At 72.1% G+C, this 24,233-nt stretch carries 22 protein-coding genes and 1 riboswitch; of the genes, 8 read left to right on the plus strand and 14 right to left on the minus strand.

The genetic code is table 11. From position 1 onward, the window contains the following. Positions 1-2 precede the first annotated feature (2 nt). Together ACIA6C_RS10425 and ACIA6C_RS10430 are read right to left on the minus strand one after the other, a co-directional pair. Positions 3-1,592, minus strand: a complete 1,590-nt coding sequence (locus tag ACIA6C_RS10425; RefSeq protein ID WP_399274271.1) for an alpha/beta hydrolase — start codon at positions 1,590-1,592, stop codon at positions 3-5. A gap of 12 nt (positions 1,593-1,604) precedes the next feature. Beyond that, positions 1,605-3,179, minus strand: coding sequence for an alpha/beta fold hydrolase (locus tag ACIA6C_RS10430; protein ID WP_399274273.1), 1,575 nt, complete (start codon positions 3,177-3,179; stop codon positions 1,605-1,607). A 298-nt stretch (positions 3,180-3,477) separates the two neighbouring features. Between ACIA6C_RS10430 and ACIA6C_RS10435 the strand changes: the two genes are divergently transcribed. Continuing rightward, on the plus strand, positions 3,478-4,320 hold the full coding sequence (locus tag ACIA6C_RS10435) for a DUF4436 family protein (protein WP_399274563.1): 843 nt from the start codon (positions 3,478-3,480) through the stop codon (positions 4,318-4,320). A 12-nt stretch (positions 4,321-4,332) separates the two neighbouring features. Here the strand turns inward: ACIA6C_RS10435 and ACIA6C_RS10440 are convergent, their stop codons facing one another. The 6 genes from ACIA6C_RS10440 to thrC form a co-directional block, all read right to left on the minus strand. Continuing rightward, positions 4,333-5,076 (minus strand): beta-glucanase, encoded by a 744-nt coding sequence (locus ACIA6C_RS10440; RefSeq protein ID WP_399274275.1) that lies wholly within the window; start codon positions 5,074-5,076, stop codon positions 4,333-4,335. A gap of 70 nt (positions 5,077-5,146) precedes the next feature. Beyond that, positions 5,147-5,773 (minus strand): phosphoribosylanthranilate isomerase, encoded by a 627-nt coding sequence (locus tag ACIA6C_RS10445; protein WP_399274277.1) that lies wholly within the window; start codon positions 5,771-5,773, stop codon positions 5,147-5,149. 212 nt (positions 5,774-5,985) lie between these two features. After that, entirely contained in the window at positions 5,986-7,608 is a 1,623-nt protein-coding gene (groL, locus tag ACIA6C_RS10450) for a chaperonin GroEL (RefSeq protein ID WP_190187179.1), read from the minus strand. 340 nt (positions 7,609-7,948) lie between these two features. Continuing rightward, entirely contained in the window at positions 7,949-8,155 is a 207-nt protein-coding gene (locus tag ACIA6C_RS10455) for a cold-shock protein (RefSeq protein ID WP_030009783.1), read from the minus strand. 408 nt (positions 8,156-8,563) lie between these two features. Continuing rightward, positions 8,564-8,842 carry a MoaD/ThiS family protein gene (locus ACIA6C_RS10460; protein ID WP_399274279.1) on the minus strand — a complete coding sequence of 93 codons (279 nt, stop codon included), beginning with the start codon at positions 8,840-8,842 and terminating at the stop codon, positions 8,564-8,566. 42 nt (positions 8,843-8,884) lie between these two features. Then, positions 8,885-10,180, minus strand: coding sequence for a threonine synthase (gene thrC, locus ACIA6C_RS10465; protein ID WP_399274281.1), 1,296 nt, complete (start codon positions 10,178-10,180; stop codon positions 8,885-8,887). A gap of 17 nt (positions 10,181-10,197) precedes the next feature. Continuing rightward, positions 10,198-10,355: riboswitch (SAM riboswitch) on the minus strand. 207 nt (positions 10,356-10,562) lie between these two features. Here thrC and ACIA6C_RS10470 point away from each other — a divergent pair. Beyond that, positions 10,563-11,513 (plus strand): glucosyl-3-phosphoglycerate synthase, encoded by a 951-nt coding sequence (locus ACIA6C_RS10470; RefSeq protein ID WP_366083306.1) that lies wholly within the window; start codon positions 10,563-10,565, stop codon positions 11,511-11,513. Between the two features lie 85 nt (positions 11,514-11,598). Then, entirely contained in the window at positions 11,599-13,035 is a 1,437-nt protein-coding gene (locus ACIA6C_RS10475) for a trehalose-6-phosphate synthase (protein WP_399274283.1), read from the plus strand. Positions 13,036-13,311: 276 nt separating this feature from the next. Here ACIA6C_RS10475 and otsB read toward each other — a convergent pair whose 3' ends face one another. From otsB to ACIA6C_RS10490, 3 genes are all read right to left on the minus strand, one after another. Continuing rightward, complete coding sequence (otsB, locus tag ACIA6C_RS10480; RefSeq protein ID WP_399274285.1) at positions 13,312-14,163, minus strand: trehalose-phosphatase; 852 nt, start codon at positions 14,161-14,163, stop codon at positions 13,312-13,314. A gap of 33 nt (positions 14,164-14,196) precedes the next feature. Beyond that, positions 14,197-14,433, minus strand: a complete 237-nt coding sequence (locus ACIA6C_RS10485; RefSeq protein WP_136213770.1) for a DUF3263 domain-containing protein — start codon at positions 14,431-14,433, stop codon at positions 14,197-14,199. Between the two features lie 98 nt (positions 14,434-14,531). Next, positions 14,532-15,821: an extracellular solute-binding protein gene (locus tag ACIA6C_RS10490; protein WP_399274566.1), complete on the minus strand. Its 1,290-nt coding sequence runs from the start codon at positions 15,819-15,821 to the stop codon at positions 14,532-14,534. A 224-nt stretch (positions 15,822-16,045) separates the two neighbouring features. On the opposite strand from ACIA6C_RS10490, the gene ACIA6C_RS10495 reads away from it, so the two are divergent. The 3 genes from ACIA6C_RS10495 to ACIA6C_RS10505 all read left to right on the plus strand — a co-directional run bounded on the left by ACIA6C_RS10495 (position 16,046) and on the right by ACIA6C_RS10505 (position 19,157). After that, the gene (locus ACIA6C_RS10495; protein ID WP_399274567.1) at positions 16,046-16,978 is read left to right on the plus strand and encodes an ROK family protein; all 933 of its coding nucleotides are present in this window, start codon (positions 16,046-16,048) and stop codon (positions 16,976-16,978) included. Beyond that, complete coding sequence (gene nagA / locus ACIA6C_RS10500) at positions 16,978-18,129, plus strand: N-acetylglucosamine-6-phosphate deacetylase (protein ID WP_361138187.1); 1,152 nt, start codon at positions 16,978-16,980, stop codon at positions 18,127-18,129. The genes ACIA6C_RS10495 and nagA overlap by 1 nt, the downstream gene beginning before the upstream one ends. 101 nt (positions 18,130-18,230) lie before the next feature. Further along, positions 18,231-19,157, plus strand: a complete 927-nt coding sequence (locus ACIA6C_RS10505; protein ID WP_399274287.1) for a 1-phosphofructokinase family hexose kinase — start codon at positions 18,231-18,233, stop codon at positions 19,155-19,157. Positions 19,158-19,164: 7 nt separating this feature from the next. Here the strand turns inward: ACIA6C_RS10505 and ACIA6C_RS10510 are convergent, their stop codons facing one another. Together ACIA6C_RS10510 and cdgB are read right to left on the minus strand one after the other, a co-directional pair. After that, positions 19,165-20,187, minus strand: a complete 1,023-nt coding sequence (locus ACIA6C_RS10510; RefSeq protein WP_399274288.1) for a carbohydrate-binding protein — start codon at positions 20,185-20,187, stop codon at positions 19,165-19,167. 68 nt (positions 20,188-20,255) lie between these two features. Then, a complete protein-coding gene (cdgB, locus tag ACIA6C_RS10515) occupies positions 20,256-21,935 on the minus strand; it encodes a diguanylate cyclase CdgB (RefSeq protein WP_361138193.1) in 1,680 nt (559 codons plus the stop codon). A gap of 313 nt (positions 21,936-22,248) precedes the next feature. Between cdgB and ACIA6C_RS10520 the strand changes: the two genes are divergently transcribed. Further along, positions 22,249-22,818, plus strand: coding sequence for a flavin reductase family protein (locus tag ACIA6C_RS10520; RefSeq protein WP_361138195.1), 570 nt, complete (start codon positions 22,249-22,251; stop codon positions 22,816-22,818). Positions 22,819-22,977: 159 nt separating this feature from the next. Here the strand turns inward: ACIA6C_RS10520 and arfB are convergent, their stop codons facing one another. After that, the gene (arfB, locus tag ACIA6C_RS10525) at positions 22,978-23,403 is read right to left on the minus strand and encodes an alternative ribosome rescue aminoacyl-tRNA hydrolase ArfB (RefSeq protein WP_361138197.1); all 426 of its coding nucleotides are present in this window, start codon (positions 23,401-23,403) and stop codon (positions 22,978-22,980) included. A gap of 171 nt (positions 23,404-23,574) precedes the next feature. Between arfB and ACIA6C_RS10530 the strand changes: the two genes are divergently transcribed. Next, complete coding sequence (locus ACIA6C_RS10530; RefSeq protein ID WP_136213763.1) at positions 23,575-24,150, plus strand: TerD family protein; 576 nt, start codon at positions 23,575-23,577, stop codon at positions 24,148-24,150. The last annotated feature ends 83 nt before the right edge of the window (positions 24,151-24,233 follow it).

Below are 24,233 nucleotides of genomic sequence, written 5' to 3' on the forward strand. Positions count from 1 at the left end.
GCTCAGGAACCGATCTCGAACGCGGGCGGCTTGAGGCCCTTGAGGCATCCCGTGTCCGGCGCCGCCGGGTCGTCGAAGAAGGAGACGGCGATCTCCTGGGCGCACTTCGAGGTCGCGAACACCACGTGCGGCTCGTAGGGGACGGTGACGACCTTCGCCTTGGGCAGCGTACGGGCGACGTACGGCCCGTTGTCCGCGCCGGTCTGGGAGTCGAAGCTGCCCGACAGGGCCAGGGTGGGGATGTCGCCGCGTGTGACGTCCCGGATCGAGGGCGCCGCCGCGGGGACGTTCCAGACGTCGCAGTCGGGACGCAGGAACGTGAGCTGCGGGGCCTGGGCCTGCACCGACCGGGGGAAGGACGGGAACGCCGCCTGCCCGCCCCGCAGCGCCTGTTCCTGGCTCTCGTACGGTGTCCACTCGCTGCAGAAGACGCCGTAGACGAGACCGTGCGCGACCCTGCCCATGGCCGCCGGGCTGAGCTTGCCGCCTGCCCACTGCCGGGCGATCCGCTGCGGCTTGCCGTGCGCCAGCTCGTCCAGGGCGATCGGGACCTGGGGCGCCACGTGGGTGGCGGAGGTCATCCAGGTCACCAGCGCCCCGCCGTCCAGTACGACCTTCACCGGCTTGTCGGTCCCGGGGAGCGTGACGGTGGTCGTGACCGGCTTGGCTTCGAGGTCGCGGACGAGCCTCTCGAAGGTGGCCGGCAGGTTCGGGTAGCGCTTGTTGCAGGCGGGCTGGTCGGCACACGCCTTGAACAGGCCGTCGATGCCCTGCCGGGCGCTGCTCCAGGTCAGGGCCGAGCCGCCCTTGGACGGCGGCAGGATGCCATCGATGCCCACCGAGCGGAGGCCGGCCGGGTGCAGGCGCATGGAGACCAGTGCCAGGTGGGTGCCGTAGGAGATGCCGTACAGGTTCCACTGCGGGACGCCGAGCGCGTTGCGCAGGTCCTCGTAGTCGGCGGCGCTCTCGGTGTCGTTGTAGGCGCCGAGGTCGATGCCGCGGGCCGCCAGCCGGTCGCGGCAGGCCTTCGTGGCCGCGACGTGCAGGCGCTCGGTGGACGGCGCGTCGTAGACGAGGCCGACGGCTTTCGCGTTGAACTCGTCGATGTTGGGGCACAGGACGTTCGGCTCGGCCGAGTACGTACCGCGCTGCGACATGAAGATCACGTCGCGGTCGCGGTTCAGGCCGCCGTCGATCGCCATCTTCGCTTCGCCGACCGCGTCGTCGCCGGGGCCGCCCGCCAGCCACACGATGGGGTCGGGTTTCGGTGTGGCCGACTTGGCGGGGACGATCGCGACACCGAGCCTGATCGTCTTGCCCTTCGGCTCGGCGCGGTTCTCCGGGACGGTGAGGGTTCCGCAGCGGGCTCCCTTGAGCGCCTCGATCGGTTCCGGTGTCCTGGGGCAGGGGCCCGGTGCGTAGCGGGCGTCGCCCACCGTGCGGGCGGCCGTGCCGATCGGCGCCCCGGGGCTGGGGCTCGGGCCGGCGCCGGTGCGGGACTGGGCATGGGCGGGCGCTGCGAGCAGGCCGCCGACGAGGAGACCGGCCGCTATGCGCACGGTGCTCCGCCGAGGCGCGTGATGGCGTGTCATCTGCCCTCCCGGTTACTTCGGGATGATCGTGAACGGTTCGGGTTCGAGACCGTCCACGCACGAGGTGTCGGGAGCGGTCGGGCGGGCGAAGAACGACGCCAGCACGCGCTGCGCGCAGGGCGACTGCGGGACCACCCAGTGGCCGATCCCGGGGACCTGTACGGCGGTCGAGCGGGACAGGTCGCGGGCCACGCCCTTCGCCCAGCTCGCCCCGGTCTTCACGTCGAAGGTGCCGGAGATGACGAGCGCCGGGACCGGGCTGACCGTGGGCACCCGCTGGATCTTCGCGCGGTCGGGAACGTCCCAGATCCCGCACACCGGGTACTGGAAGGGCAGCTGCGGCGCCTGGGCCAGGACGGAGTCGGGCCATCCGGGGAAGGCCTTGCGGCCCGCGTCGAGGACGTCGCGCTCCGAGTGGCCCGGCGCCCATTCACTGCACGCGATCGAGTTCGTCAGGCCGTGCGCGAACACGCCGGCGTGTTGGACCGAGCCGGCCGCGCGGGCCTTGGCGAAGCGCTCCGGGTTTCCGCGGCTGAGCTCGTCCAGCGCCGCCGGGATGTCCTTGGGGCGGGGGGTGAAGGCGACGATCAGGTTCAGCAGCGCGCCCCCGTCGAGGACGGTCTTGACCGGCTTGCCGCCGTTCGGCGGCGTGACGTCCAGCGTCAGGGGGTGGGTCTCCAGCTTGCGCACCTGCTCCGTCAGCGTGCGGGGGAGGTCCGGGTAGCGGTCCTTGCAGGCGGGCTGTGCCGCGCACGCCTCGAAGATGGTGCGGATGCCCTCGGCGGTGCTGCCCCACGCCCACGGCAGGGTCACGAACCGGGGAGGTGCGACCGAGTCGATCGCCACCGCGCGGATCCCCTCGGGGTGCAGGCGCAGGTAGGTGAGGGCCAGGTTGCTGCCGTAGGAGTACCCGTAGACGTTCCACCGGGGGATGCCCAGCGCCGTGCGCAGGTCGGCGAAGTCCGCGGCGTTCTCGGTGCTGTTGTAGGCGCTCAGGTCGACGCCGCCGGCCGTCAGGCGGGCGCGGCAGTCCTTCACCGCTTTCAGCATGACCTGCTCTGCCTGCTGTGAGTCGTAGCCCAGGCCCACGGCCCGCGCGTTGAACCGGTCGACCTCCGGGCAGGCGAGGTTCGGCCGGTCGTAGAGGTTGCCGCGCTGGGCCATGACGATCAGCTCGCGGCCCTTGTTCAGGCCGGAGTCGATGAGGAAGGGGATGTCGTCGAAGGTGTCGGCGCCGGGGCCGCCCGCCATGAACACCACGGGGTCCTGTGCGGGCTTCGCCGGTTCGGCCGCCGCGATGCGCGCCACGGCCAGCTCGATGGTCCGGCCGCCGGGGCGGGAGCGGTTCTCGGGGACCTCCAGGAAACCGCACCGCGCCGTGCGCAGCGCCTCGATGGGCTCGGGCGGCTTCGGACAGGCGCCGGGCACGAACCGGGGGGCCACGGTGCCGGGCGTCGGGGCGGCCGTGCCGGGCGTTCCGGTGGCGCGGGCGGATGCTCCCGCGGGGCCGGTCGGTACGGGGCCGAGCGCTGCCAGGCAGGCCAGAGCGGCCGCGGCGGTCACCGCGTGCAGGGTGTGCTGTGGCATGTGGTCTCGTTCCTTCGCCGACATCGGCGGCCGCTGACGGGACCGGGCCGCGGTGGTTCGTTGGGAACGTCATGGCCGGAAATGCGCGCGCTTTCGACGCTACCGGGTGAAGCGTTCGGGTGCACGCGGAGTGGTCACGGCCTCGGCCCAGGGCCCGCCGACACGATGGGACGCCCCTCCCCACCTCGTCGGAGCCACCATGCCCCCCGCCTCGGACCCGCCTCCCGACCCGCCCTCGGACCCGCCCCGGGACCCGCCCCGGGACCCGCCTGCCGGCCGCCGCTCCGGGGCGTCGATCCTGCCGGTGCTGCTGCCCGTCGCGGTCCTGATCGTGGTGGCGGTGGGCGTGGGCTCCTGGCTGCAGTTCACCGAGCGGCAGGCCGTCGACGCGGTCCACACCGTCGGATCCTCGGCCGCCGACCGGGTGGACGTGGAGGCCGTCGTCCAAAGCGTCGACGCCAAGGCCCGGGAGCTGGTGCTGCGCCTGTGGGTCACCCCGCGCGGGGCCCTCGGCGAGGCGGAGGGGGCGGCGCCGGTGGCCGATCTCAGCCTCCAGACCTCCGGGGCCACCCGCGAAGACCTGGAGTTCAAGGCGCACGAGCGGCTCGCGACCACGGACACGCAGGTCGCGCTCACGGGCGGGTCGATCAGCGACTACCCGTTCGACACCTACGACACGGCGATCGGGTTCCGGGCGCAGCTGGGCGGCAAGCAGGTGCCCGTGCGCCTGCTGTTCTCCAACAACGACACGCTCTTCTCCGCCTCCGCCCGGCGGGCGCCCTCCCGGCAGGAGGCCGCCCTGGCGCTGAGGCTGTCCCGGTCGGGCAGCGTGCTCCTGTTCGCGGTCTTCATGATGGTGGTGATGTGGGCGCTCGCGGCGTCCGTGCTCCTCGGCGCCTGGTACCTGGCGACCCGCGGCAAGGGCCTGGTCTGGCCCGCCCTCGCCTGGATGGCCGCCACCCTGTTCGCCCTCTCGGCGTTCCGCAACACCGCCCCCGGAACGCCGCCGATCGGCTGCGTGCTGGACTGGTTCGCATTCCTGTGGGCCGAGACCGTCATCGCCCTCTGCCTGGTGACCGTGGTCGTCACCGGCGTCCGCACCGCCCTCCGGCCCGAGGACGACCCCCCGCCCGGCCGCTGAGGCGGTGCGGTACTACGTACCGTCCCGGTACACGCGCAGCTCGGAGACCTCGTAGGACATCTCGGCGACCTCCGGCTCCGGCGCCGGGTGGTAATTGCCCGCGCACACCGACAGGTTGACGATGAGGTACGCGCGCCAGCCGCGGCCGACGCCCCTGCGGTCGGAGAAGACGCGGGCGCCGTTGACCCACCAGACGACCGATTTCCGCCCGAACTCCACGCGCAGGTCGACCCAGGCGCCCGGCCGGACCGAGGGGTCGCGGTGGTAGCGGTGTGCCTCGCGGACGTGGTTGGAGAGTTCGAGCAGGTCGGGGTTGTCGGGGTGGTACTCGAAGACGTCGATCTCCTGACCGCCGTCCCGCCAGGTCCAGATCGCGGGCCAGGCCCCCAGCTCCGCGGGGAGCCGCACCCGGGCCTCCAGCACGTCGCCGGTACGCACCATGAAGCCCTCGTCGCTGCCCTCGGTGGTGAGCAGGCCGGTATCCCAGTTGCCGTCGGGGCGGCGGGTGGCGCGGAAGACACCGCTGCGGCTGTACGCGGGGTCTTCCACCAGGTAGTCGAGTTTGTTGTCGCCGGGGTTGACGGGGCCGCCGTCGGGATACGCCCAGGAACGGCCGGCCACCCATTGGGTGGGGGAGGCGAAGTCGGCGGTGAAGACGGGGGCGCGGCGGGGCCCGGGAACCGCCGCTCCGCCACCGCCTCCCGGGGCGAGGCGGGAGGTCAGGCGTCCCAGCCAGCCGAGCAGATCCGTGGTCATGCAGAGTGTCTGCCCGCAGGCGGAGCGAGCCATGCCGGATTCATCGCCCAGCGTAGCCGGGCGGTTGCGTTCAGCGACTGCGGTCGCGCGCTGCCGCCAGGAACGCGCGGATGAGCTCCGGTGACTTCACCCCGCGCTCCCGCTCGACGCCGCTGGAGACGTCCACGCCCCAGGCGCCGGTGGCCTCCAGCGCCGCCCGGACGTTGGCGGGGTCGAGGCCCCCGGCCAGCAGCCAGCGGCCGCGGGGCGCGGTGAACTCCTCGGAGCCCCAGTTCCACGGCTTGCCGGAGCCGGGGTCGGGGGCGTCGAGCAGCAGCAGGTCCTCGCCGTACTCCCCGGCGGCGGCGACGGCGGTGGCGGTGGCGCGGATCAGCGTCCGCCCCTGCGCGCGCAGTTCCTCGTAGTACTCGGGGCCCTCGTCGCCGTGGAGCTGTACGGAGCGCACCCCGCTCTCCTGCGTCAGCCGCCGCACCTCCTCCACGGACTGCCCGCGGAACACCCCGACGGTGAGCACCCCCGCCGGCACTCGCCCGACGAGGCCCCGCACGGTGGCGGCGTCGACGGTCCGGGGACTTCCCGCGGCGAAGACGAACCCCACGGCATCCGCCCCGGCCTCCACGGCCGCCTCGACGTCCCGCCCGGTCCGCAGCCCGCAGATCTTCACGAAGGGCCCGCCGGCTCCGCTGCTCTCGCTCATACCCCGAGTCAACCAGACCGGCCCGCAGGATGCGGTCGCGTCCCGAGTGCCGGGCAAGGACGTACGCGGCGGGGGCGCGGACGACGAGGGCGCGGGCGGACGAGGGCGCGGGCGCGGGCGCGGCCGGGAACGCCCGAGGGCGGCACCCCCGGTGGGGGGTGCCGCCCTCGGAACGTGGAGCGTGGTGCGGACTGCCGATCAGCCGGGGCCGATCAGAAGTCCATGTCGCCGCCCGGCATGCCGCCCGGCGCGCCGGCGCCGGCCTTCTCGGGCTTGTCGGCGATGACGGCCTCGGTGGTCAGGAACAGCGCGGCGATGGACGCGGCGTTCTGCAGCGCGGAGCGCGTGACCTTCGCCGGGTCGATGATGCCCTCGGCGATCATGTCGACGTACTCGCCGGTCGCGGCGTTCAGACCGTGGCCGATCGGGAGGTTGCGCACCTTCTCGACGACGACGCCGCCTTCGAGACCACCGTTGACGGCGATCTGCTTGAGCGGGGCCTCCAGCGCGAGCTTCACGGCGTTGGCGCCGGTCGCCTCGTCACCGGTGAGCTCCAGCTTCTCGAAGACCGAGGAGGCCTGGAGCAGGGCCACGCCACCACCGGCGACGATGCCCTCTTCGACGGCCGCCTTCGCGTTGCGGACGGCGTCCTCGATGCGGTGCTTGCGCTCCTTGAGCTCGACCTCGGTCGCGGCACCGGCCTTGATGACGGCCACGCCGCCGGCCAGCTTCGCGAGGCGCTCCTGGAGCTTCTCGCGGTCGTAGTCCGAGTCGGAGTTCTCGATCTCGGCGCGGATCTGGTTGACGCGGCCCTGGACCTGGTCGCTGTCACCGGCGCCGTCGACGATGGTCGTCTCGTCCTTGGTGATGACGACCTTGCGGGCGCGGCCGAGCAGGTCGAGACCGGCGTTCTCCAGCTTGAGGCCGACCTCCTCGGAGATGACGGTGCCGCCCGTGAGGATGGCGATGTCACCGAGCATGGCCTTGCGGCGGTCGCCGAAGCCCGGGGCCTTGACGGCGACGGACTTGAAGGTGCCGCGGATCTTGTTGACGACCAGGGTCGACAGGGCCTCGCCCTCGACGTCCTCGGCGATGATCAGCAGCGGCTTGCCGGACTGCATGACCTTCTCCAGGAGCGGCAGCAGGTCCTTGACCGAGCCGATCTTGGAGTTGACGATCAGGATGTACGGGTCGTCGAGCGACGCCTCCATACGCTCCATGTCGGTGGCGAAGTACGCCGAGATGTAGCCCTTGTCGAAGCGCATGCCCTCGGTGAGCTCGAGCTCCAGACCGAAGGTCTGGGACTCCTCGACGGTGATGACGCCTTCCTTGCCGACCTTGTCCATGGCCTCGGCGATGAGCTCGCCGATCTGGGTGTCGGCGGCGGAGATGGAGGCCGTCGAAGCGATCTGCTCCTTGGTCTCGACATCCTTGGCCTGCGCGAGCAGGGCGGCGGAGACGGCCTCGACGGCCTTCTCGATACCACGCTTGAGGGCCATCGGGTTGGCGCCGGCGGCCACGTTGCGCAGGCCCTCGCGGACGAGCGCCTGGGCCAGCACGGTGGCGGTGGTCGTACCGTCGCCCGCGACGTCGTCCGTCTTCTTGGCGACTTCCTTGACCAGCTCGGCGCCGATCTTCTCGTACGGGTCCTCGAGCTCGATCTCCTTGGCGATGGACACACCATCGTTGGTGATCGTGGGGGCGCCCCACTTCTTCTCAAGGACGACGTTGCGACCCTTGGGGCCAAGGGTGACCTTGACGGCGTCGGCGAGCTGGTTCATGCCACGCTCGAGACCGCGCCGGGCCTCCTCGTTGAACGAAATGATCTTGGCCATCTGAAGTGGTCCTCCAGGACTGGGGTGGATTGCTCCTGGACCGCGTCCGCGCCCGCGACGGACGGCCTGCGAGCCCGGCGGTTCCTTCCCGCCGGACCCTCGGGCCTCACCGACCCGGTCCTCGTTTCAGTAGCACTCTCACCTGGAGAGTGCTAACGCCAATGATTAGCACTCGACCCCGTCGAGTGCAAGCGGCTTCGGCAACGCCGGGCCAAGACCCGGCCGGGGACGCACGAGGGGCCCACATCCCCTGTCCGGGATGTGGGCCCCTCGTGCGCCTGACGCCTCAAGGACGCAGGGCGTCTGAAGACCTGTTGCGTCGGTGGTCGATCGCGCCGGGTCAGCCGAGTGCGAGCTTGACCATGTCCGCCTGAGGACCCTTCTGGCCCTGCGAGATCTCGAACTCGACCCGCTGACCCTCTTCAAGGGTGCGGTACCCGTCCATCTGGATGGCGCTGTAGTGGACGAACACATCCGCACCACCGTCGACCGCGATGAAGCCGTAGCCCTTCTCCGCGTTGAACCACTTGACGGTGCCCTGAGCCATGCCTAACTCCCCTATTACTGGCCCTTGCGCAGGACCGCACTTCGCGGACCCGGGTCAGAACTTGCGCCGGAACGCCTCGACCGCGGCTGAATGTATCCGCACCGGTGCTGTCTGCAACAGGTCATTCCGACGAGAATTCTGGACAAGAAGGAATACGGAAATCACGTGAAAAGTAGGCATATTCCCGGGCAACTCGGGCCCGACATCCGTCACCAAAGGCCCATACCAGACGCGCATGTTGACTCAATGTCAACCCTCCGGCGGCCCGCTCATATGCGGCGGGCAAGAACAGCGGAGGGGACTTCCCCAACTCTACCGCGCCCAACCAAGCAGAATTACCCCCTCCACTTTTAGCGGAGGGGGTAATTCAGGTGTGACTACACGTGACTGCGACCGGGGAACCGGGCGTCAGCAGCCGCCGGCCACGGCGGGGATGATCGAGACTCCGGCGCCGGCCGGCGTCGGCGTCTGCAGGCCGCCCTCGAAGCGCACGTCGTCGTCGTTGACGTAGACGTTCACGAAGCGGCGCAGCTTGCCCTGGTCGTCCAGGACACGGGCCGCGATGCCCGGGTGGTCCTTCTCCAGGGACTCGATGACCTCGGAGAGGGTCGCGCCCTCGGCGGGCACCTCGGCCTGTCCGCCGGTGTAGGTGCGCAGGATGGTGGGGATGCGGACGTTGACGCTCATGGCGCTGCTGCCTTTCCGGAAGCGGTGGGGGTGGGTCGTGCCTCAGGCCAGGCCGGCGGCGCGGAACGCGTCCAGGCTGGGGCGGATGGTGGCGGTCTGGCCGCTGTCCGAGGCCACCGCCTCCAGGGTCTTGAGGCCGTCACCGGTGTTGAGGACGACCGTGGTCAGGGAGGGGTCGAGCTGCCCGTTCTCGATGAGCTTCTTCGTCACGCCCACGGTCACACCGCCCGCGGTCTCGGCGAAGATGCCCTCGGCCCGCGCGAGGATCTTGATGGCCTCGACGACCTGCTCGTCGTTGACGTCCTCGACGTAACCGCCGGTGCGGCGGGCGATGTCCAGGACGTACGGGCCGTCGGCCGGGTTGCCGATCGCCAGGGACTTGGCGATGGTGTTCGGCTTCTGCGGGCGCACCACCTCGTGACCGGCCTTGAAGGCCGTCGACACGGGCGAGCAGCCCTCGGCCTGCGCGCCGAAGATCTTGTACGGCTTGTCCTCGACCAGTCCGAGCCTGATCAGCTCCTGGAGGCCCTTGTCGATCTTCGTCAGCTGCGAGCCCGACGCGATCGGGATCACGATCTGGTCGGGCAGCTGCCAGCCGAGCTGCTCGCAGATCTCGTAGGCCAGCGTCTTGGAACCCTCGCCGTAGTACGGGCGCAGGTTGACGTTGACGAAGCCCCAGCCCTCGCCCAGCGGGTCGCCGATGAGCTCGGAGCAGAAGCGGTTGACGTCGTCGTAGTTGCCCTCGATACCGACGAGGTCGCCGCCGTAGACACCGGCCATGACGACCTTGCCCTGCTCCAGGTCGTGCGGGATGAACACGCAGGAACGGAAGCCGGCCCGGGCGGCCGCGGCGCCGACGGCGCCGGCCAGGTTGCCGGTGGAGGAGCAGGAGAGCGTGGTGTAGCCGAACGCGCGGGCGGCCTCCACGGCGATGGCGACGACGCGGTCCTTGAAGGAGTGCGTCGGGTTGCCGGAGTCGTCCTTGACGTAGAGCTTGCCGGTGACGCCGAGCTCCTTGGCCAGGTTGGCCGCGTCCACGAGCTTGGTGAAGCCCGGGTTCAGGCTGGGCTTGGAGGCCACGTCCGCCGGGACGGGCAGCAGCGGCGCGTAGCGCCAGATGTTGTCGGGGCCCGCCTCGATCGCGGCGCGCAGCGCCTCCGGGTCACCGGTCGGCAGGTCGTATGCGACTTCGAGCGGTCCGAAACACTCGGCGCAGGCGAAGATCGGGCCGAGCTCGAAGCGGGTTCCGCATTCGCGGCAGGACAGTCCGGTGGCGGGTCCGAGATCGACGGAGGTGCCGGTGGAAGCGGCAGAGGTGGCGACAGATGGTGCAGCCATGATGGCGAGGCCCTTTCTCCTCATCTTCCCCATGGCGCACTTCGCCATGAGACGGAATTGGCACCTTCCCTAGCCGGGGACCTCGCTGACGTCGCTGTATGCGCGATCGCGAGAACCGACTGGAGGGTTGCCGGGGCTTCAACGGGCCGTGTCCCTCTGCCCCTCTGGATGAGCGGTATGGCACCGGAGCGCGCTCTGCGGCGCGTCCGGGCGTTTGTACGCGAGGACCCCGGCATGCCGTGGCCCTTCGCGTTGTTCAAGACTGTAACCGAAGGCCCGGGTGGTTGAGACAGCCGTCCGAACGGCGAGATGGATCGTATTTCGCCCGAAACCGCCCGCCGCCCCGTTCGCCCCGAACCCATCGATCCCGGGAGTGCCCGAAGTGCTGGAAGAGGTGGAGCGCTGGCTGGCCGACCGCTCCTGGTCAGCCGACGACCGTCCGCTCGGCCGGCTGCTGGAGCGCAAGCGCGCGTCGGGAGCCACCATCAGCGTGGTGCTGCCCGCGCTCGACGAGGAGGCCACGGTCGGCGCGATCGTCGAGGTGATCCGCCGCGACCTGATCGAGGGGCTGCCGTTCCCCCTGGTGGACGAGCTGGTCGTGGTCGACTCCGGGTCGAGCGACCGTACGGCGGAGGTCGCCGCGAAGGCCGGCGCGCGCGTGGTGCACCGCGATGCGATCCTGCCGCGGCTCCCGGCGGTGCCCGGCAAGGGCGAGGTGCTGTGGCGCTCGCTGCTCGCCACCACCGGCGACATCGTCTGCTTCGTGGACGCCGACCTGCGGGACTTCTCCTCCGCGTTCGTCTCCGGCATGGTCGGCCCGCTGCTGACCGAACCCGACGTGCAGTTCGTCAAGGCCATGTACGACCGGCCGCTGGGCGACGCGCCGGGGCAGGGCGGCCGCGTCACGGAACTGGTGGCCCGGCCCCTGCTGAACCTGCACTGGCCGCAGCTGGCCGGGTTCGTCCAGCCGCTGGGCGGCGAGTACGCCGTACGGCGCTCGCTGCTGGAACGTCTCCCCTTCCCCGTCGGCTACGGCGTGGAGCTGGGCCTGCTGGTGGACGCGCTGCACACGGTCGGGCTGGACGCGCTGGCCCAGGTGGACGTCGGCGTACGGCTGCACCGCCACCAGGACGGGCAGGCGCTCGGCCGGATGGCCGCGGCGATCTACCGCACCGCGCAGCTGCGGCTCTCGCGCGGCCACCTCATACGCCCGGCGCTGACCCAGTTCGAACGGGGCCCGCAGGGCTTCGTGGCGCGGACGTACGCCGTGGACACCGAGGAGCGGCCGCCGATGCTGGAGATCGAGGAGTACGCGGTGCGCCGCGTGGCGTGATGTGACGAGACGAGTGACATGACGTGACGTGTGGCGTGGCGCGGCGGCGGGTTTGAGGCGCGTGCGACGGGGTTAGGTTCGCGGCATGGCTTCCCAGGTACTCGTCGCCGCGAACCGCGGCCCCCTCTCGTACGCCCACGCCCCCGACGGCACCCTCAGCGCCCGGCGCGGCGGGGGCGGTCTGGTCTCCGGACTCTCCGCGGCGCTCGCGGAGCAGCCCGACGCGGTCTGGATCTGCGCGGCGCTGTCGGAGGGCGACCGGGAAGCGGTGCGGCGGGGCGTCTCCGAGCCCGGCGTCCGGATGCTGGACATCGATCCCGCCGTGTACGACGCCGCCTACAACGGCATCGCGAACTCGGTGCTCTGGTTCACCCACCACCACCTGTACGACATCCCGCGCGAGCCCGTCTTCGACGCGGAGTTCCGGCGCCGCTGGGACGCGTACGTCCTGTACAACCGGGCCTTCGCGGACGCGCTGGCGGCGGAGGCGGGCGAGGGCGCGGCGGTGCTGGTGCAGGACTACCAGCTGGCGCTGGTGCCGGGGATGCTGCGCGGGCTGCGCCCCGACCTGCGGATCGCGCACTTCACGCACACGCCGTGGGCCTCGTACGACGTCCTGCGGATGCTGCCGCGCTACGTGGTGGAGGAGCTGACCTGGGGGATGCTCGGGGCGGACCTGCTGGGCTTCCACACCGGGGAATGGGCGCGGGCGTTCTTGTCGGCGATGCCGTTCGACGGCGCGGAGGGCAGCGCGGAGGAGGTCCGCGAGGGGATCGTGGAACACCGGCGGGAGTCGGTGTGGCCGAGGCGCACGACCGAGGTACGGTCCTTCCCGCTGGGCGTGGACGCCGACGACCTGCGGGCGCTGGCGCACCGGCCGGAGGTCGACGACAAGCTGGCGGGGCTGCGGGCGGAGGCCGGCGACCGCAAGACGATCGTCCGGGTGGACCGGACGGAGCTGTCCAAGAACATCCTGCGGGGCCTGCTGGCGTACCGGGAGCTGCTGACGACGCACCCGGAGTGGCGGAAGCGGGTGGTGCACATGGCGTCGGCGTACCCCTCACGGCAGGACCTGGCGGTCTACCGGGAGTACACGGCGGCGGTCCGGGACCTGGCGGCGGAGATCAACGCGGAGCTGGGCACGGCGGACTGGCAGCCGGTGCTCGTCTCGGTGGAGGACGACTTCGCGCGCTCGCTGGCGGCGTACCGGATGGCGGACGTGGCGCTGGTGAACCCGGTCCGGGACGGGATGAACCTGGTGGCGAAGGAGATCCCGGTGGTGTCGGAGGCGGGCTGCGCGCTGGTGCTGTCGACGGGGGCGGGGGCGTACGAGGAGCTCCGCTCGGACGCGCTGACGGTGAACCCGTACGACGTGTCGGAGACGGCGGCGGCGTTGCACGCGGCGCTGGCGATGCCGGACGCGGAGCGGGCGGAGCGCACGAAGCGCCTCGCGGCCGCCGCCACCGCCCTCCCCCCGACGGCCTGGTTCACGGCCCAACTCTCCGCCCTCCAGTCCCCCTGACCCCTCCACCCCCAGCCCCGCCGGCGCGTGAGGCGTCACCCGGCCAGAGCCGGTCTACCAGCCCCGCCGGCGTTTGAGGCGCGGGTCCGGGTGGAGCCCGGGGAACGGTGGAAGGGCGGGTAGGGGACGGCTCCGCGCAGCGGCAACCCGGGCTGCGCCCGGGCCCGCGGGGCTCCGCCCCGCACCCCGCGCCTCAAACGCCGGCGAGGCTGGACTGGCGGGGGCCGGCCGCAACCGCGCCACGACCGGCGGGGCGGAAACGGCGGGGCCGAGAGGTCAGGGGCGGAGCCGCGCGGCGAGGGCGGCGAGGAAGCCGGCGACCTCGGCCGGCCCCGGGAGGACCAGGTCGGCCCGGGAGGCCAGCTCCGGGACCTCAGAGGAGCTGCAGACCAGCAGCCCCGGCACCCCCTCCGCCCGCCGCTTCTCGACGGCGGCGTACGCGGCGAGGTCCCCCAGGTCGTCCCCCGCGTACAGCACCGCCTCCGCGCCGACCTCCTCCAGGTACTCCGTCAGCGCGACGCCCTTGTCCATCCCCGGCGGCCGCAACTCCAGCACCGCCCGCCCCGGCTCCACCATCAGCCCGTGCCGCGCCGCCAGCTCCGCCAGCGGCCCCCGCAGCGCCTCGAACGCCGCCTCCGGATCCTCCGCCCGCCGGGTGTGGACGGCCAGCGCCCGGCCCTTCTCCTCGATCCAGGTCCCCCGCCACGCCCCGATCGACTCCAGGAACCCCGGCAGCTCGGCCCGTACGGCCGCCACCCCCGGGTGCTCGGCGGGCGCGTGGACGAGCCCGCTCACGGCGTCCCACCGCTCGGCCCCGTAGTGCCCGAGGACGACGAGGTGTTCCAGCCCGGGCACCCCCGCGAACCCGCCGTGCCGCACGGCGACCCCGGCCGGCCGGCCGGTGACGACGGCCACGGCCAGCACCTCCGGCGCGAGCGCGGACAGCGCCGGTACGGCGTCCGCGTGGGCGCGCGCCTGGTCGGGGTCGGGAACGATCTCGGCGAGGGTGCCGTCGAAGTCGAGGGCTACGACGGATCGGCGCGGCGTCCGGAGGAGGGCTTCGAGCCCCTCGCGTCCGGCGGCGGTGGCGGGCACGGGCATCGGCGTATCGTGCGCATGGCTCCCCATAGGGACGACCCTAACGGTCCAGTCGTACGACTGCTATCGCCGGGCCCGCTGCGCCGCGCGGATCCGCCGGAGACGGTTGACGGTGCCCGGGGCGTGCTCCAGGGCCCGCGGATCGTCCATCAGGGCGTTGAGCAGCTGGTAGTACCGGACCGGGGTCATCCCCAGCCCTTCCCGGATGGCCCGTTCCTTGGCTCCGGGCCCGGACCAGGTTCGTCCCTCGTACGCGAGCACGGCGGCCTCGGCGGCCGTCAATCGCCCGTCGTCCGTCATACGGCCAGATTAACGCCGCCCACCGACACGCCCCCGGCCGGGCCGAGCACCCCACCAGGCCCCCACCGGCCCCCCGACCGGCCCCCGCAGGCCCCGCCTCAGCGGTCGCCGTCCGCCTTGCGCGCCGACTCCGCGATGTCGCCGAGCACCTTGTCCGGCCGGCCGCCCGGCTGCACCACCTTGCCGATGTTCTGCTTGACGCCCTCGCTCACCCCGGCCCACGACTTCTTGCCCACGGGGTACAGCCGCGCCGTCGGCAGCGCCGTCAGGAAGGTCTTGAGCTGCGGCGCGGAGCCCCCGGTGGCGGCCTCCATGGCCCGGTAGCCGGTGGTGGTCACGGGCAGCAGGTCGTACTTGCTCGTGAAGGCCGTCACGTTCTTCGCCTCGTACAGGTAGTCGAGGAACTTGCCCGTCTCCGCCTTGTGGCCGTTCTTGAAGGCCATGACCCAGTCGGCGACGCCCATCGTCGGGTGGTCGGTGCCGTCGGCCGTCGGCATCGGCACCATCCCGAACTTGATCCCCTTGCCGCCGGCCTGCTTGAGCAGGGTCGGGTGCCCGTTGAGCATGCCGACCTCGCCGCGCGCGAAGGCGTCGAAGGCGGCCTGCCGGTCGAGCTTGCCCGGCTCGACGGGGCCGGTCAGCCCCTGGCCGACCATCTTGTCGCGCAGGAACTCGAAGGTCTTGATGTTGTCCGCGGAGTCGATGTCGTAGCTGTCCTCGTTGTCGGTGTAGCCGCCACCGCCCGCCAGCATCCACATCATCGTCTCGGCCTGCGCCTCTTCCCGGCCGAGCGGCAGCGCGAAGGGGGTCTGGACACCGGCGGCCTTGAGCTTCTTGGCGGCCGCTTCCAGGTCCGCCCAGCTCTTGGGCTGCCAGCCGCCCTTGGCGTCCTTGGGTATGACACCGGCGTCACCGAGCAGCTTCTCGTTGTAGAAGAGCAGCCGGGTGCTGGCCACGAAGGGCATGCCGTACTGGGTCTGCCCGACCTTGCCCGCGTCGGCGAGCGGGGCCAGGAAGTCGGCCTCGGTCTGCACGGAGAGCAGTTCCTCGGCGGAGTAGAGCTTGCCGGCTTCCGCGTAGTCGGCGTAGGCGCCGATCTGAGCGATGTCGGGGGCCTTGTGCGCCTTGACCATCTCGGCGACCTTGGCGTCGACCTCGGTCCAGGAGTAGACGCTGACCTCGACGTTGACCCCGGGGTGGGTCTTCTCGAAGGAGCTCGCGAGGTCCTTCCAGTAGGCGGCGGAGGAGTTCTGCGGATTGTCGCCGTAGTCGGCCGCCACGACCCGCAGGGTCACCTCGTTGTTCCCGGTGAGGCCCTGCACGGTTCCGCAGCCCGTCAGGGTCACGGCGGCCAGGCAGAGCGCGGCCCCGGTCGCGGCCAGGCTCAGGTAACGGCCCTTCACAGTTCTGATCCACCCCTTGTCGTACCTACTATTCGTCGTAAGGTCTACACCACTTTCCGGCTACTTCACATCCGGAGCGCACCGCTCGTGCGGACCGTGTCCGGACCGTTGCCGGAGCGGGCTCCCGGATTTGCATGGCCACTCAACATTCCTTCCAATGGACTAGACCTTTGCCTCCCGAGCACGCGAGACTGTCTTCTGTGAAACCCGTGAAACACGTCATCGCCCTCGATGTGGGCGGCACCGGGATGAAGGCCGCCCTCATCGCCGGGGACGGCTCCCTGCTGCACGAGGCGCGCCGCGCCACCGGCCGCGAGCGGGGCCCCGAAGCCGTCGTCGAGACGATCCTCGGCTTCGCCGCCGAACTCCTCGCCCTGGGCCGCGAACGCTTCGGCCGGGCCGCCTCGGCCGCCGGCGTCGCCGTACCCGGCATCGTCGACGCCGAGAACGGGACCGCCGTCTACGCCGCGAACCTCGGCTGGCGCGACGTACCCATGCGCGAGCTGCTCAGCGCCCGCCTCGGCGGCATCCCGGTGGCCCTCGGGCACGACGTGCGCACGGGCGGCCTCGCCGAAGGCCGCATCGGCGCCGGCCGGGACGCCGACCGGTTCCTGTTCGTCCCGCTCGGCACCGGCATCGCCGGCGCCATCGGCCTGGGCGGCCGCATCGAGGCGGGCGCCCACGGCTACGCGGGCGAGATCGGCCACATCGTGGTCCGCCCCGGCGGCCCGGCCTGCGGCTGCGGCCAGCACGGCTGCCTGGAGACCCTCGCCTCCGCCTCCGCCGTCAGCCGCGCCTGGGCCGCCGCCAGCGGCGACCCCGACGCCGACGCCGCGCACTGCGCCAAGGCCGTCGAGTCCGGCGACGCCCGCGCCCGCCAGGTGTGGCTGGCCGCCATCGGCGCCCTCGCCGACGGGCTGGTCACCGCGATCACCCTGCTGGACCCGCGCACGGTGATCATCGGTGGCGGGCTCGCGGAGGCGGGGGAAACGTTGTTCACACCACTTCGGACGGCCGTCGAGGAGCGCGTGACGTTCCAGCGGCTGCCCGAGATCGTTCCGGCGGCCCTCGGGGACACCGCCGGATGCCTGGGCGCAGGCCTGCTCGCCTGGGACCTACTCGCCACGGAGGTACCTGCCTGATGGCCGCAAGCACACAGAGCACTGTTCTGTCCGGTGCCAAGGTGGTGCTGCCCACCGGGACCGTGGCGGGCGGCCGCGTCATCGTCGACGGCGAGCGCATCGCGGGCAGCGCGTCCCCGGCCACACCCGTGGCCGACCTCACCGGGCACTGGATCGTCCCCGGCTTCGTGGACATGCACAACCACGGCGGCGGTGGCGCCTCCTTCACCTCCGGCACCGCCGAGGAGGTCCTCAAGGGCGTACGGACCCACCGCGAGCACGGCACGACCACCCTCGTCGCCTCCACCGTCACCGGCGAGCTGGACGAACTCGCCCGCCGCGCCGGACTCCTCGCCGAACTGACGCAGCAGGGCGAGATCGCGGGCATCCACTTCGAGGGGCCCTTCATCAACGCCTGCCGCAAGGGCGCCCACAAGGCGGAGCTGCTGCGCGACCCGGACCCGGCCGAGGTCCGCAAACTGGTCGACGCCGCGCACGGCGCCGCCCGGATGGTCACGCTCGCCACCGAACTGCCCGGCGGCCTGGACTCCGTACGGCTGCTGGCCGAGCACGGGGTCATCGCCGCGATCGGCCACACCGACGCCACCTACGACCAGACCCGCCGCGCCATCGACGCGGGCGCCACCGTCGCCACCCACCTCTACAACGCGATGCCGGGCCTCGAACACCGCGCGCCGGGCCCCATCGCCGCGCTGCTGGAGGACGAGCGGGTCACCGTCGAGCTGATCAACGACGGCACGCACCTGCACCCGGCGATGCTGGAACTGGCCTTCCACCACGCGGGCGCCCACCGGGTCGCGCTGATCACCGACGCGATGGACGCGGCCGGCTTCGGCGACGGCACCTACCACCTCGGGCCGCTGGAGGTCGAGGTCAAGGACGGCGTCGCCCGCCTCGTGGAGGGCGGCTCGATCGCCGGCTCCACTCTGACCCTGGACACCGCCTTCAAGCGCGCGGTGACCGTCGACGCGCTGCCCGTCGAATCGGTGGTCCAGGCGATCTCCGCCAACCCGGCCAAGCTGATCGGCCTGTACGACCAGGTCGGCTCGCTGGAGCCCGGCAAGTACGCCGACCTCGTCGTCCTGGACGCCGCCTTCGACCTCAAGGGCGTCATGCGGCGCGGCGAATGGATCGTCAACCCCGGCGTGTGAGGCGCCGATCGGCTGGACGGTGACGGGCCGTCGCCCCGCGGACTGGGCGGACGGCCCGCGGTTTGGCATGATCCCGGCACACACCAAGACCGGGGCTGACCATGATCCTCACCGTGACCCTCAATGCCGCGCTCGACGTCACCTACCGGGTGCCGCGGCTGCTCCCGCACACCTCGCACCGGGTCACCGGCGCGACCGAACGCCCCGGCGGCAAGGGCGTCAACGTCGCCCGCGTACTCGCCGCACTGGGCCACCAGGTCACGGCGACCGGCTTCGCGGGCGGGGCGGTGGGCGCCGTCGTACGGGAACTGCTGGCCGCCGGACCCGGCGTGACGGACGCCCTGGTCCCCTGCGCGGGCACCACCCGGCGCACCCTGGCCGTCGTCGACGAAGCCTCCGGCGACACCACCCAGTTCAACGAGCCGGGCCCGCAGATCACTCCCGCGGAATGGGCCCGGTTCCTGACCCGCTACGAGGAACTCCTGGCCGGGGCCCGCGCGGTCGCGCTGTGCGGAAGCCTGCCGCCGGGCGTGCCCGTGGGCGCGTACGCCGTACTCGTCCGCACCGCCCGCGCCGCCGGGGTCCCCGTACTGCTGGACACCAGCGGCGAAGCGCTGCGCCGGGGCGTCGCCGCCCGCCCCGAGATGATCAAGCCGAACGCCGCCGAGCTGGCCGAACTGACCGGCTCCCGCGACCCGCTGCCCGCCACCCGCGACGCCCGCCGCCGAGGTGCCCACGCGGTGGTCACCTCCCTCGGCCCGGCCGGCCTGCTCGCCTCCACCGCCGAGGGCACCTGGCAGGCGGCACCGCCCCGCCCGCTGAGCGGCAACCCCACCGGAGCCGGTGACTCCGCCGTCGCGGGCCTGCTCTCGGCCCTGACCGAGGGCCTGGACTGGCCCGCCCGCCTCACCCGCGCCGTCGCCCTCTCGGCGGCCACCGTCCACGCCCCGGCGGCGGGAGAGTTCGACCCCCGCACCTACGAAGAGGTACGGGGGTCGGTGAAGGTGACGGCCGGTCAGGCCGGCTGACCTCCCGCTACGACGGCGGCTTCTGGAGCCAGAGCTGGTCGATGATGATCTCGCACTGGTTGCCCGTCTCGCACGACATCTTGACGGTGTTGGGACCCTTCTTGAGGTCCACCAGCGAGTACGTGTACGTCCACTTGTCCCACTCGCCGGGCTTGGCCTTGGCGAAGTTGGCCATGTTTATCGGACGTTCCTGCTTCTCGTCATTGACGGTGAGCGTGGTTTTGGCGTCCTTGCCGGGAACGTTGTAGCTGATGTAGACGGCGTACAGGCCCGCCTTGGCCACGTCCAGGCTCCAGGTCAGCGCCGCACCCGGCTGGTTGAAGTTGCCGACGTACTGGCCGCCCGCGCTCTTCGCACCGGGCACCGTGCTCGTCAGCGCCGCGCCGCCCGTCAGGGTCATGCCCGCGCCCGAGGCGTCCGCCTTGGGCAGCGGGCCGTCAGAGGGCTGCGCGGAGCCGCTCGGCTGCGGGCCCGGGGAGTTGTCCTTGGGCGCCGCCGACTGCTTGCCGGAGCCGTTCGCCTGGTCCTTGTCGCCCTTGTCACCGAAGGCCAGGGCCGCGCCGATGCCGATCGCCACGGCGGCCACCACCGCGATCGCCGCGATGAGCAGACCGCGACGGCTCGATCCGCCGCCACCGCGCCCGCCGTGCCCGCCGTTGTCGGGCAGCGGCTGGGACTGCGTCTGCTGCTGCGGAACGCCGTAGCCGCCGGCCTGGAGCGCCTCGGGGGCCTGGTACTGGGCCTGGTAGCCCGGCTGGCCCTGCTGCGCCGGTCCCGGCTGGTACGGGACGGCACCGCGCTGGCCGCGCCGGTCGCCGACCGTGCGCACCTGGTTGTACGAGGTACGGGGCACGCCCGGCTGTGCGCCGGCCTGCCCACCGGCCGCGGGGCCGGGATATCCGTACCCACCGCCGGAACCGGGCGGGGTGGCACCGGCAGCCTGCCCGTCCGCGTAGAGGTAGCCGAACGGATCTTCGTCCTCGGGCTTGTTCGCCCCGCCGTGCGGACCGCTGTTCGCGGGCGTCGTCATCGCAGGTCACTCCTTTCGACCCACGGGAGCCTACCCCGAACACGTGCGCCCACGGGCGGCCGATCGACTCAGCCGGCCCGGCGGTGCGCCTTGGAACGGGACCTCTTCTCGATGTACATCCGCTGGTCGGCGGAGCGCAGCACCTCGTCCGCCGACATGCCGCAGCTGGCCCAGCCGATGCCGAAACTCGCCCCGACGCGGACCGCTCGGCCGTCCACCCGGATCGGCGGGATGATCGCGTTCCGCAGCCGGACGGCCAGGTCGGCGGCGTCGGCCGCGCCCAGCCCGTCGGCGAGGACGACGAACTCGTCACCGCCGAGCCGGGCGACCGTGTCCCCGTCGCGGACGCCCGTCGTCAGCCGCCGGGCGACCTCGATCAGTACCGCGTCGCCCGTGTGGTGACCGAACCGGTCGTTGATCGACTTGAAGCCGTCGAGATCGCAGAAGAGCACCGCGAGGCCCTTCGTGCCGTCGTCGATGTCAGTGGCGGGTGCGACGGTGTGTACGTGGTGGTCGTACGGGCCCGCCTCGCCCTGGGCCGCCGCGGGACCCTCGAAGGGGTCTGCGTACCCGTCGGGGCGAAAGCCGTGCTCGGCGGCACCACCCCCAGCCTCCGGGCGCCCCTCGAAGGCCGCGTCCAGCGCCTCCACGGCGGTGGCCCGCACGGACTGCGGCCGGCGGCACAGCCGCGCCCCGAGCCGCGAGCGCAGTTCGGCGCTGTTGGGCAGGCCGGTCAGCGCGTCGTGGCTGGCGCGGTGCGCGAGCTGGAGCTCGTGCCGCTTGCGCTCCTCGATGTCCTCGACGTGGGTGAGCAGGAACCGGGGCCCGTCGGCGGCGTCGGCGACCACGGAGTTGCGCAGCGAGACCCACACGTACGTACCGTCGCGCCGGCCCAGGCGCAGCTCGGCACGGCCGCCCTCGGCCGAGGTCCGCAGCAGCGTGCCGATGTCCTCGGGGTGGACGAGGTCGGAGAAGGAGTACCGGCGCAGAACGGAGGCCGGCCGCCCCAGCAGCCGGCACAGCGCGTCGTTGGTCCGCAGCAGCCGGCCGTGCTGGTCGCCGCCCATCTCGGCGATGGCCATGCCGCTGGGCGCGTACTCGAAGGCCTGGCGGAACGACTCCTCGCTGGCGCGCAGCGCCTGCTGTTCGCGCTCCAGCCGGACCAGGGCCCGTTGCATGTTCGCTCGCAGCCGCGCGTTGCTGATCGCAATCGCCGCCTGGAAGGCGTACATCTGGAGCGCCTCGCGGCCCCACGCGCCCGGGCGGCGGCCGTTGCGCGGTCTGTCCACCGAAATGACACCCAGAAGTTCCCCGCCGGACGCGTACATGGGTGCATAGAGCCGGTCTTCGGGATGCCACTCGTCCGCGAAGCGGGGATCGGGGCCGTCGGTGTGCCACTGGGGCACGTCGTCCTCCAGCAGGACCCAGCCCTCGGTGTGCGGGATGAAGCGCAGCCCGTCCCAGTCCTCACCCATCGTCAGGCGGCGTTCCCAGGAGAGGCGGGAGCCGACGCGACCGGTGATCAGGGCCTCGGCGGCGGGGTCACCTGCGAAGGCGGCGACGACCAGATCCCCGTCGGGGCGTACGAGGTTGACACAGGCGAGCTGGTAGCCGAGGCCCGCGACGATGCCGTCCACGACGGTCTGCAGAGTGTCCGCCAGGCTCCGGGCCGTATTGAGGTCGGCCACCACCCGGTGCAGCTGCCGCAGGGTCGCAAGACGGACGTACGGCTCCGACTCGGTCTCCATTGCTCGCTCTCCCCGAGACCTCGACAGCAACTCCAGGTGTGTCATCGGCGGTTCGTTGCGGTGTCCCGTCCACTGAATCACAGTGAGCTGTGCGGCAGGTACACAGGGTCAACAAATCTTGCCGTCTGTGACTCAAGTCACATGAGATGAAGAACGTGCTCCGAAGAGGCGCGAAAGCCCTCGCCACGACTGGGAGCGCTCCCTCTCCTTTCCGCGGGCAAACGATACGCGCGGACCTAGGTCCCCGGGTCCGTACGCGCCTCGGACCAAGGCCCGATGTGCGCCGTGAGGGAGCGAGACTAGCGTTCCAGGCGTGCCGAAGACGACCCTGGAACCCGCCCCCGCAGCCCCCACCCCGCATCCTGAGGGGGTGACCGAGGAAGAATTCCGCGCCGCGATGTCCCGACTGGCGGCCGGCGTAACGCTGATCACCGCCCACGAGCCCGCCCTGACGGCCGGCGGCCCGCAGGGCGAGGACGTCGGCATGACGGCGACCGCCTTCATGTCGGTGTCCCTGGACCCGCCGCTGGTCCTGGTGAGCCTGCGCGAGGGCTCCCGGATGGACGACCTGCTGGCGGAGCAGCCGCTGTGGGCCGTCTCGGTGCTCGCGGACAGCCAGCTCCAGGTCGCGGGCCGGTTCGCGATGAAGGGCCGGATCAGCGACCGGCTGCTGTTCGCGGGCGTGCCGTACGAGCGGGGCGCCGTCTCGGGGGCCCCGCTGCTGACGCAGGCGCTGGCCACGCTGGAGTGCCGTACGGAGTCCCGCGTCCCGGCGGGCGACCACACCCTCGTCGTCGGCCGCGTCCTGTCGGCGGCCCTGCCCAATCCCGACGCGCCGCCGCTGACGTACTTCCGCGGGCGCTACCGGCACCTGGCCCGGTAGGGGCGGCCCGGGTACGGCCTGCGGCTCGGGCGGGGCGGCCAGGGCGGCGGGCCACCGGCCGCAGAGGGTCACCGGCCGCAGAGAGTCACCGGTGACGGCGGACCACCGGCCGCAGAGGGCCACCGGTGGCAGCGAACCACCGGCTGACGGGCGGGTGGGCTACCAGTCGCGGCCCGTACGGCCCCGCTTCGTCTCGGCCCGCGCCTTCTTCTCCCGCAGCCGCCGCTCGTTGATCCCGCGCGGGATCTTCGTCGCCCGCCGCTGCTTCGGCGGCGGCGCCGTCGCCTCCGCCAGCAGCGACGCCAGCCGCACCAGCGCCATCTCCCGGTTGCGCAGCTGCGAGCGGTGCTCGGACGCCCGGACCGTCAGCACGCCGCCCACCAGCCGGGACGCCAGCCGCTCCAGCGCCCGCTCCTTCCACACCTCCGGCAGCGCCTTCGTCGCCCCGAGGTCGAACAGCAGCTCCACCCGCGAGTCGGAGGTGTTCACGTGCTGGCCGCCCGGCCCGGAGGAACGCGAGAACCGCCAGCCGAGCTCCCCCTCGGGCAGCACGACGGAACCACGGATGACATAGGGACCAGGCATGCCCCTATGATCCCGCCCCTCACCGCGCCCCGTCACCCCATTTCCGCTGCGCCCGGCCGGACCGGCGGGCGAGCCCGTGGAACCTACCGGCCCCCTCCCCGCGTTATGCAGGGCAGCGGTAACTTGGCCACGTCCAGCGGTCATGTGATTGAGGAAGGGACACCAGTCAAAATGGCAGTAAGCCTGTCCAAGGGCGGCAACGTCTCGCTTAGCAAGGAGGCCCCCGGCCTCAGCGCCGTCACGGTCGGCCTCGGCTGGGACGTCCGCACCACCACCGGTGTCGACTTCGACCTCGACGCCTCCGCCATCGCGGTCAACGCGACGGGCAAGGTCGTCTCCGACGGTCACTTCGTCTTCTTCAACAACAAGTCCACTCCGGACCAGACCATCGTCCACACCGGTGACAACCGCACCGGCGAGGGCTCCGGCGACGACGAGTCCATCAAGGTCAACCTCGCCGGCCTCCCGGCCGATGTCGACAAGATCGTCTTCCCGGTCTCCATCTACGACGCCGAGTCCCGCAGCCAGAACTTCGGCCAGGTCCGCAACGCGTACATCCGCGTCGTGAACCAGGCCGGCGGCGCCGAGATCGCCCGCTACGACCTCTCCGAGGACGCGGCGACCGAGACCGCCATGGTCTTCGGCGAGCTCTACCGCAACGGCGCGGAGTGGAAGTTCCGCGCCGTCGGCCAGGGCTACGCCTCGGGCCTGACCGGCATCGCCCAGGACTTCGGCGTCAACGTCTGATCTCCCGCGGCACGCCACTGCCGAGGCCATCGCCGAAGACCTGCTGAGGCCGCTGCCGAGGCCGCTGCGGAGGTCTGCCGGGG

This window comes from Streptomyces sp. NPDC051578, from assembly GCF_044454045.1.
Classification (GTDB): domain Bacteria; phylum Actinomycetota; class Actinomycetes; order Streptomycetales; family Streptomycetaceae; genus Streptomyces.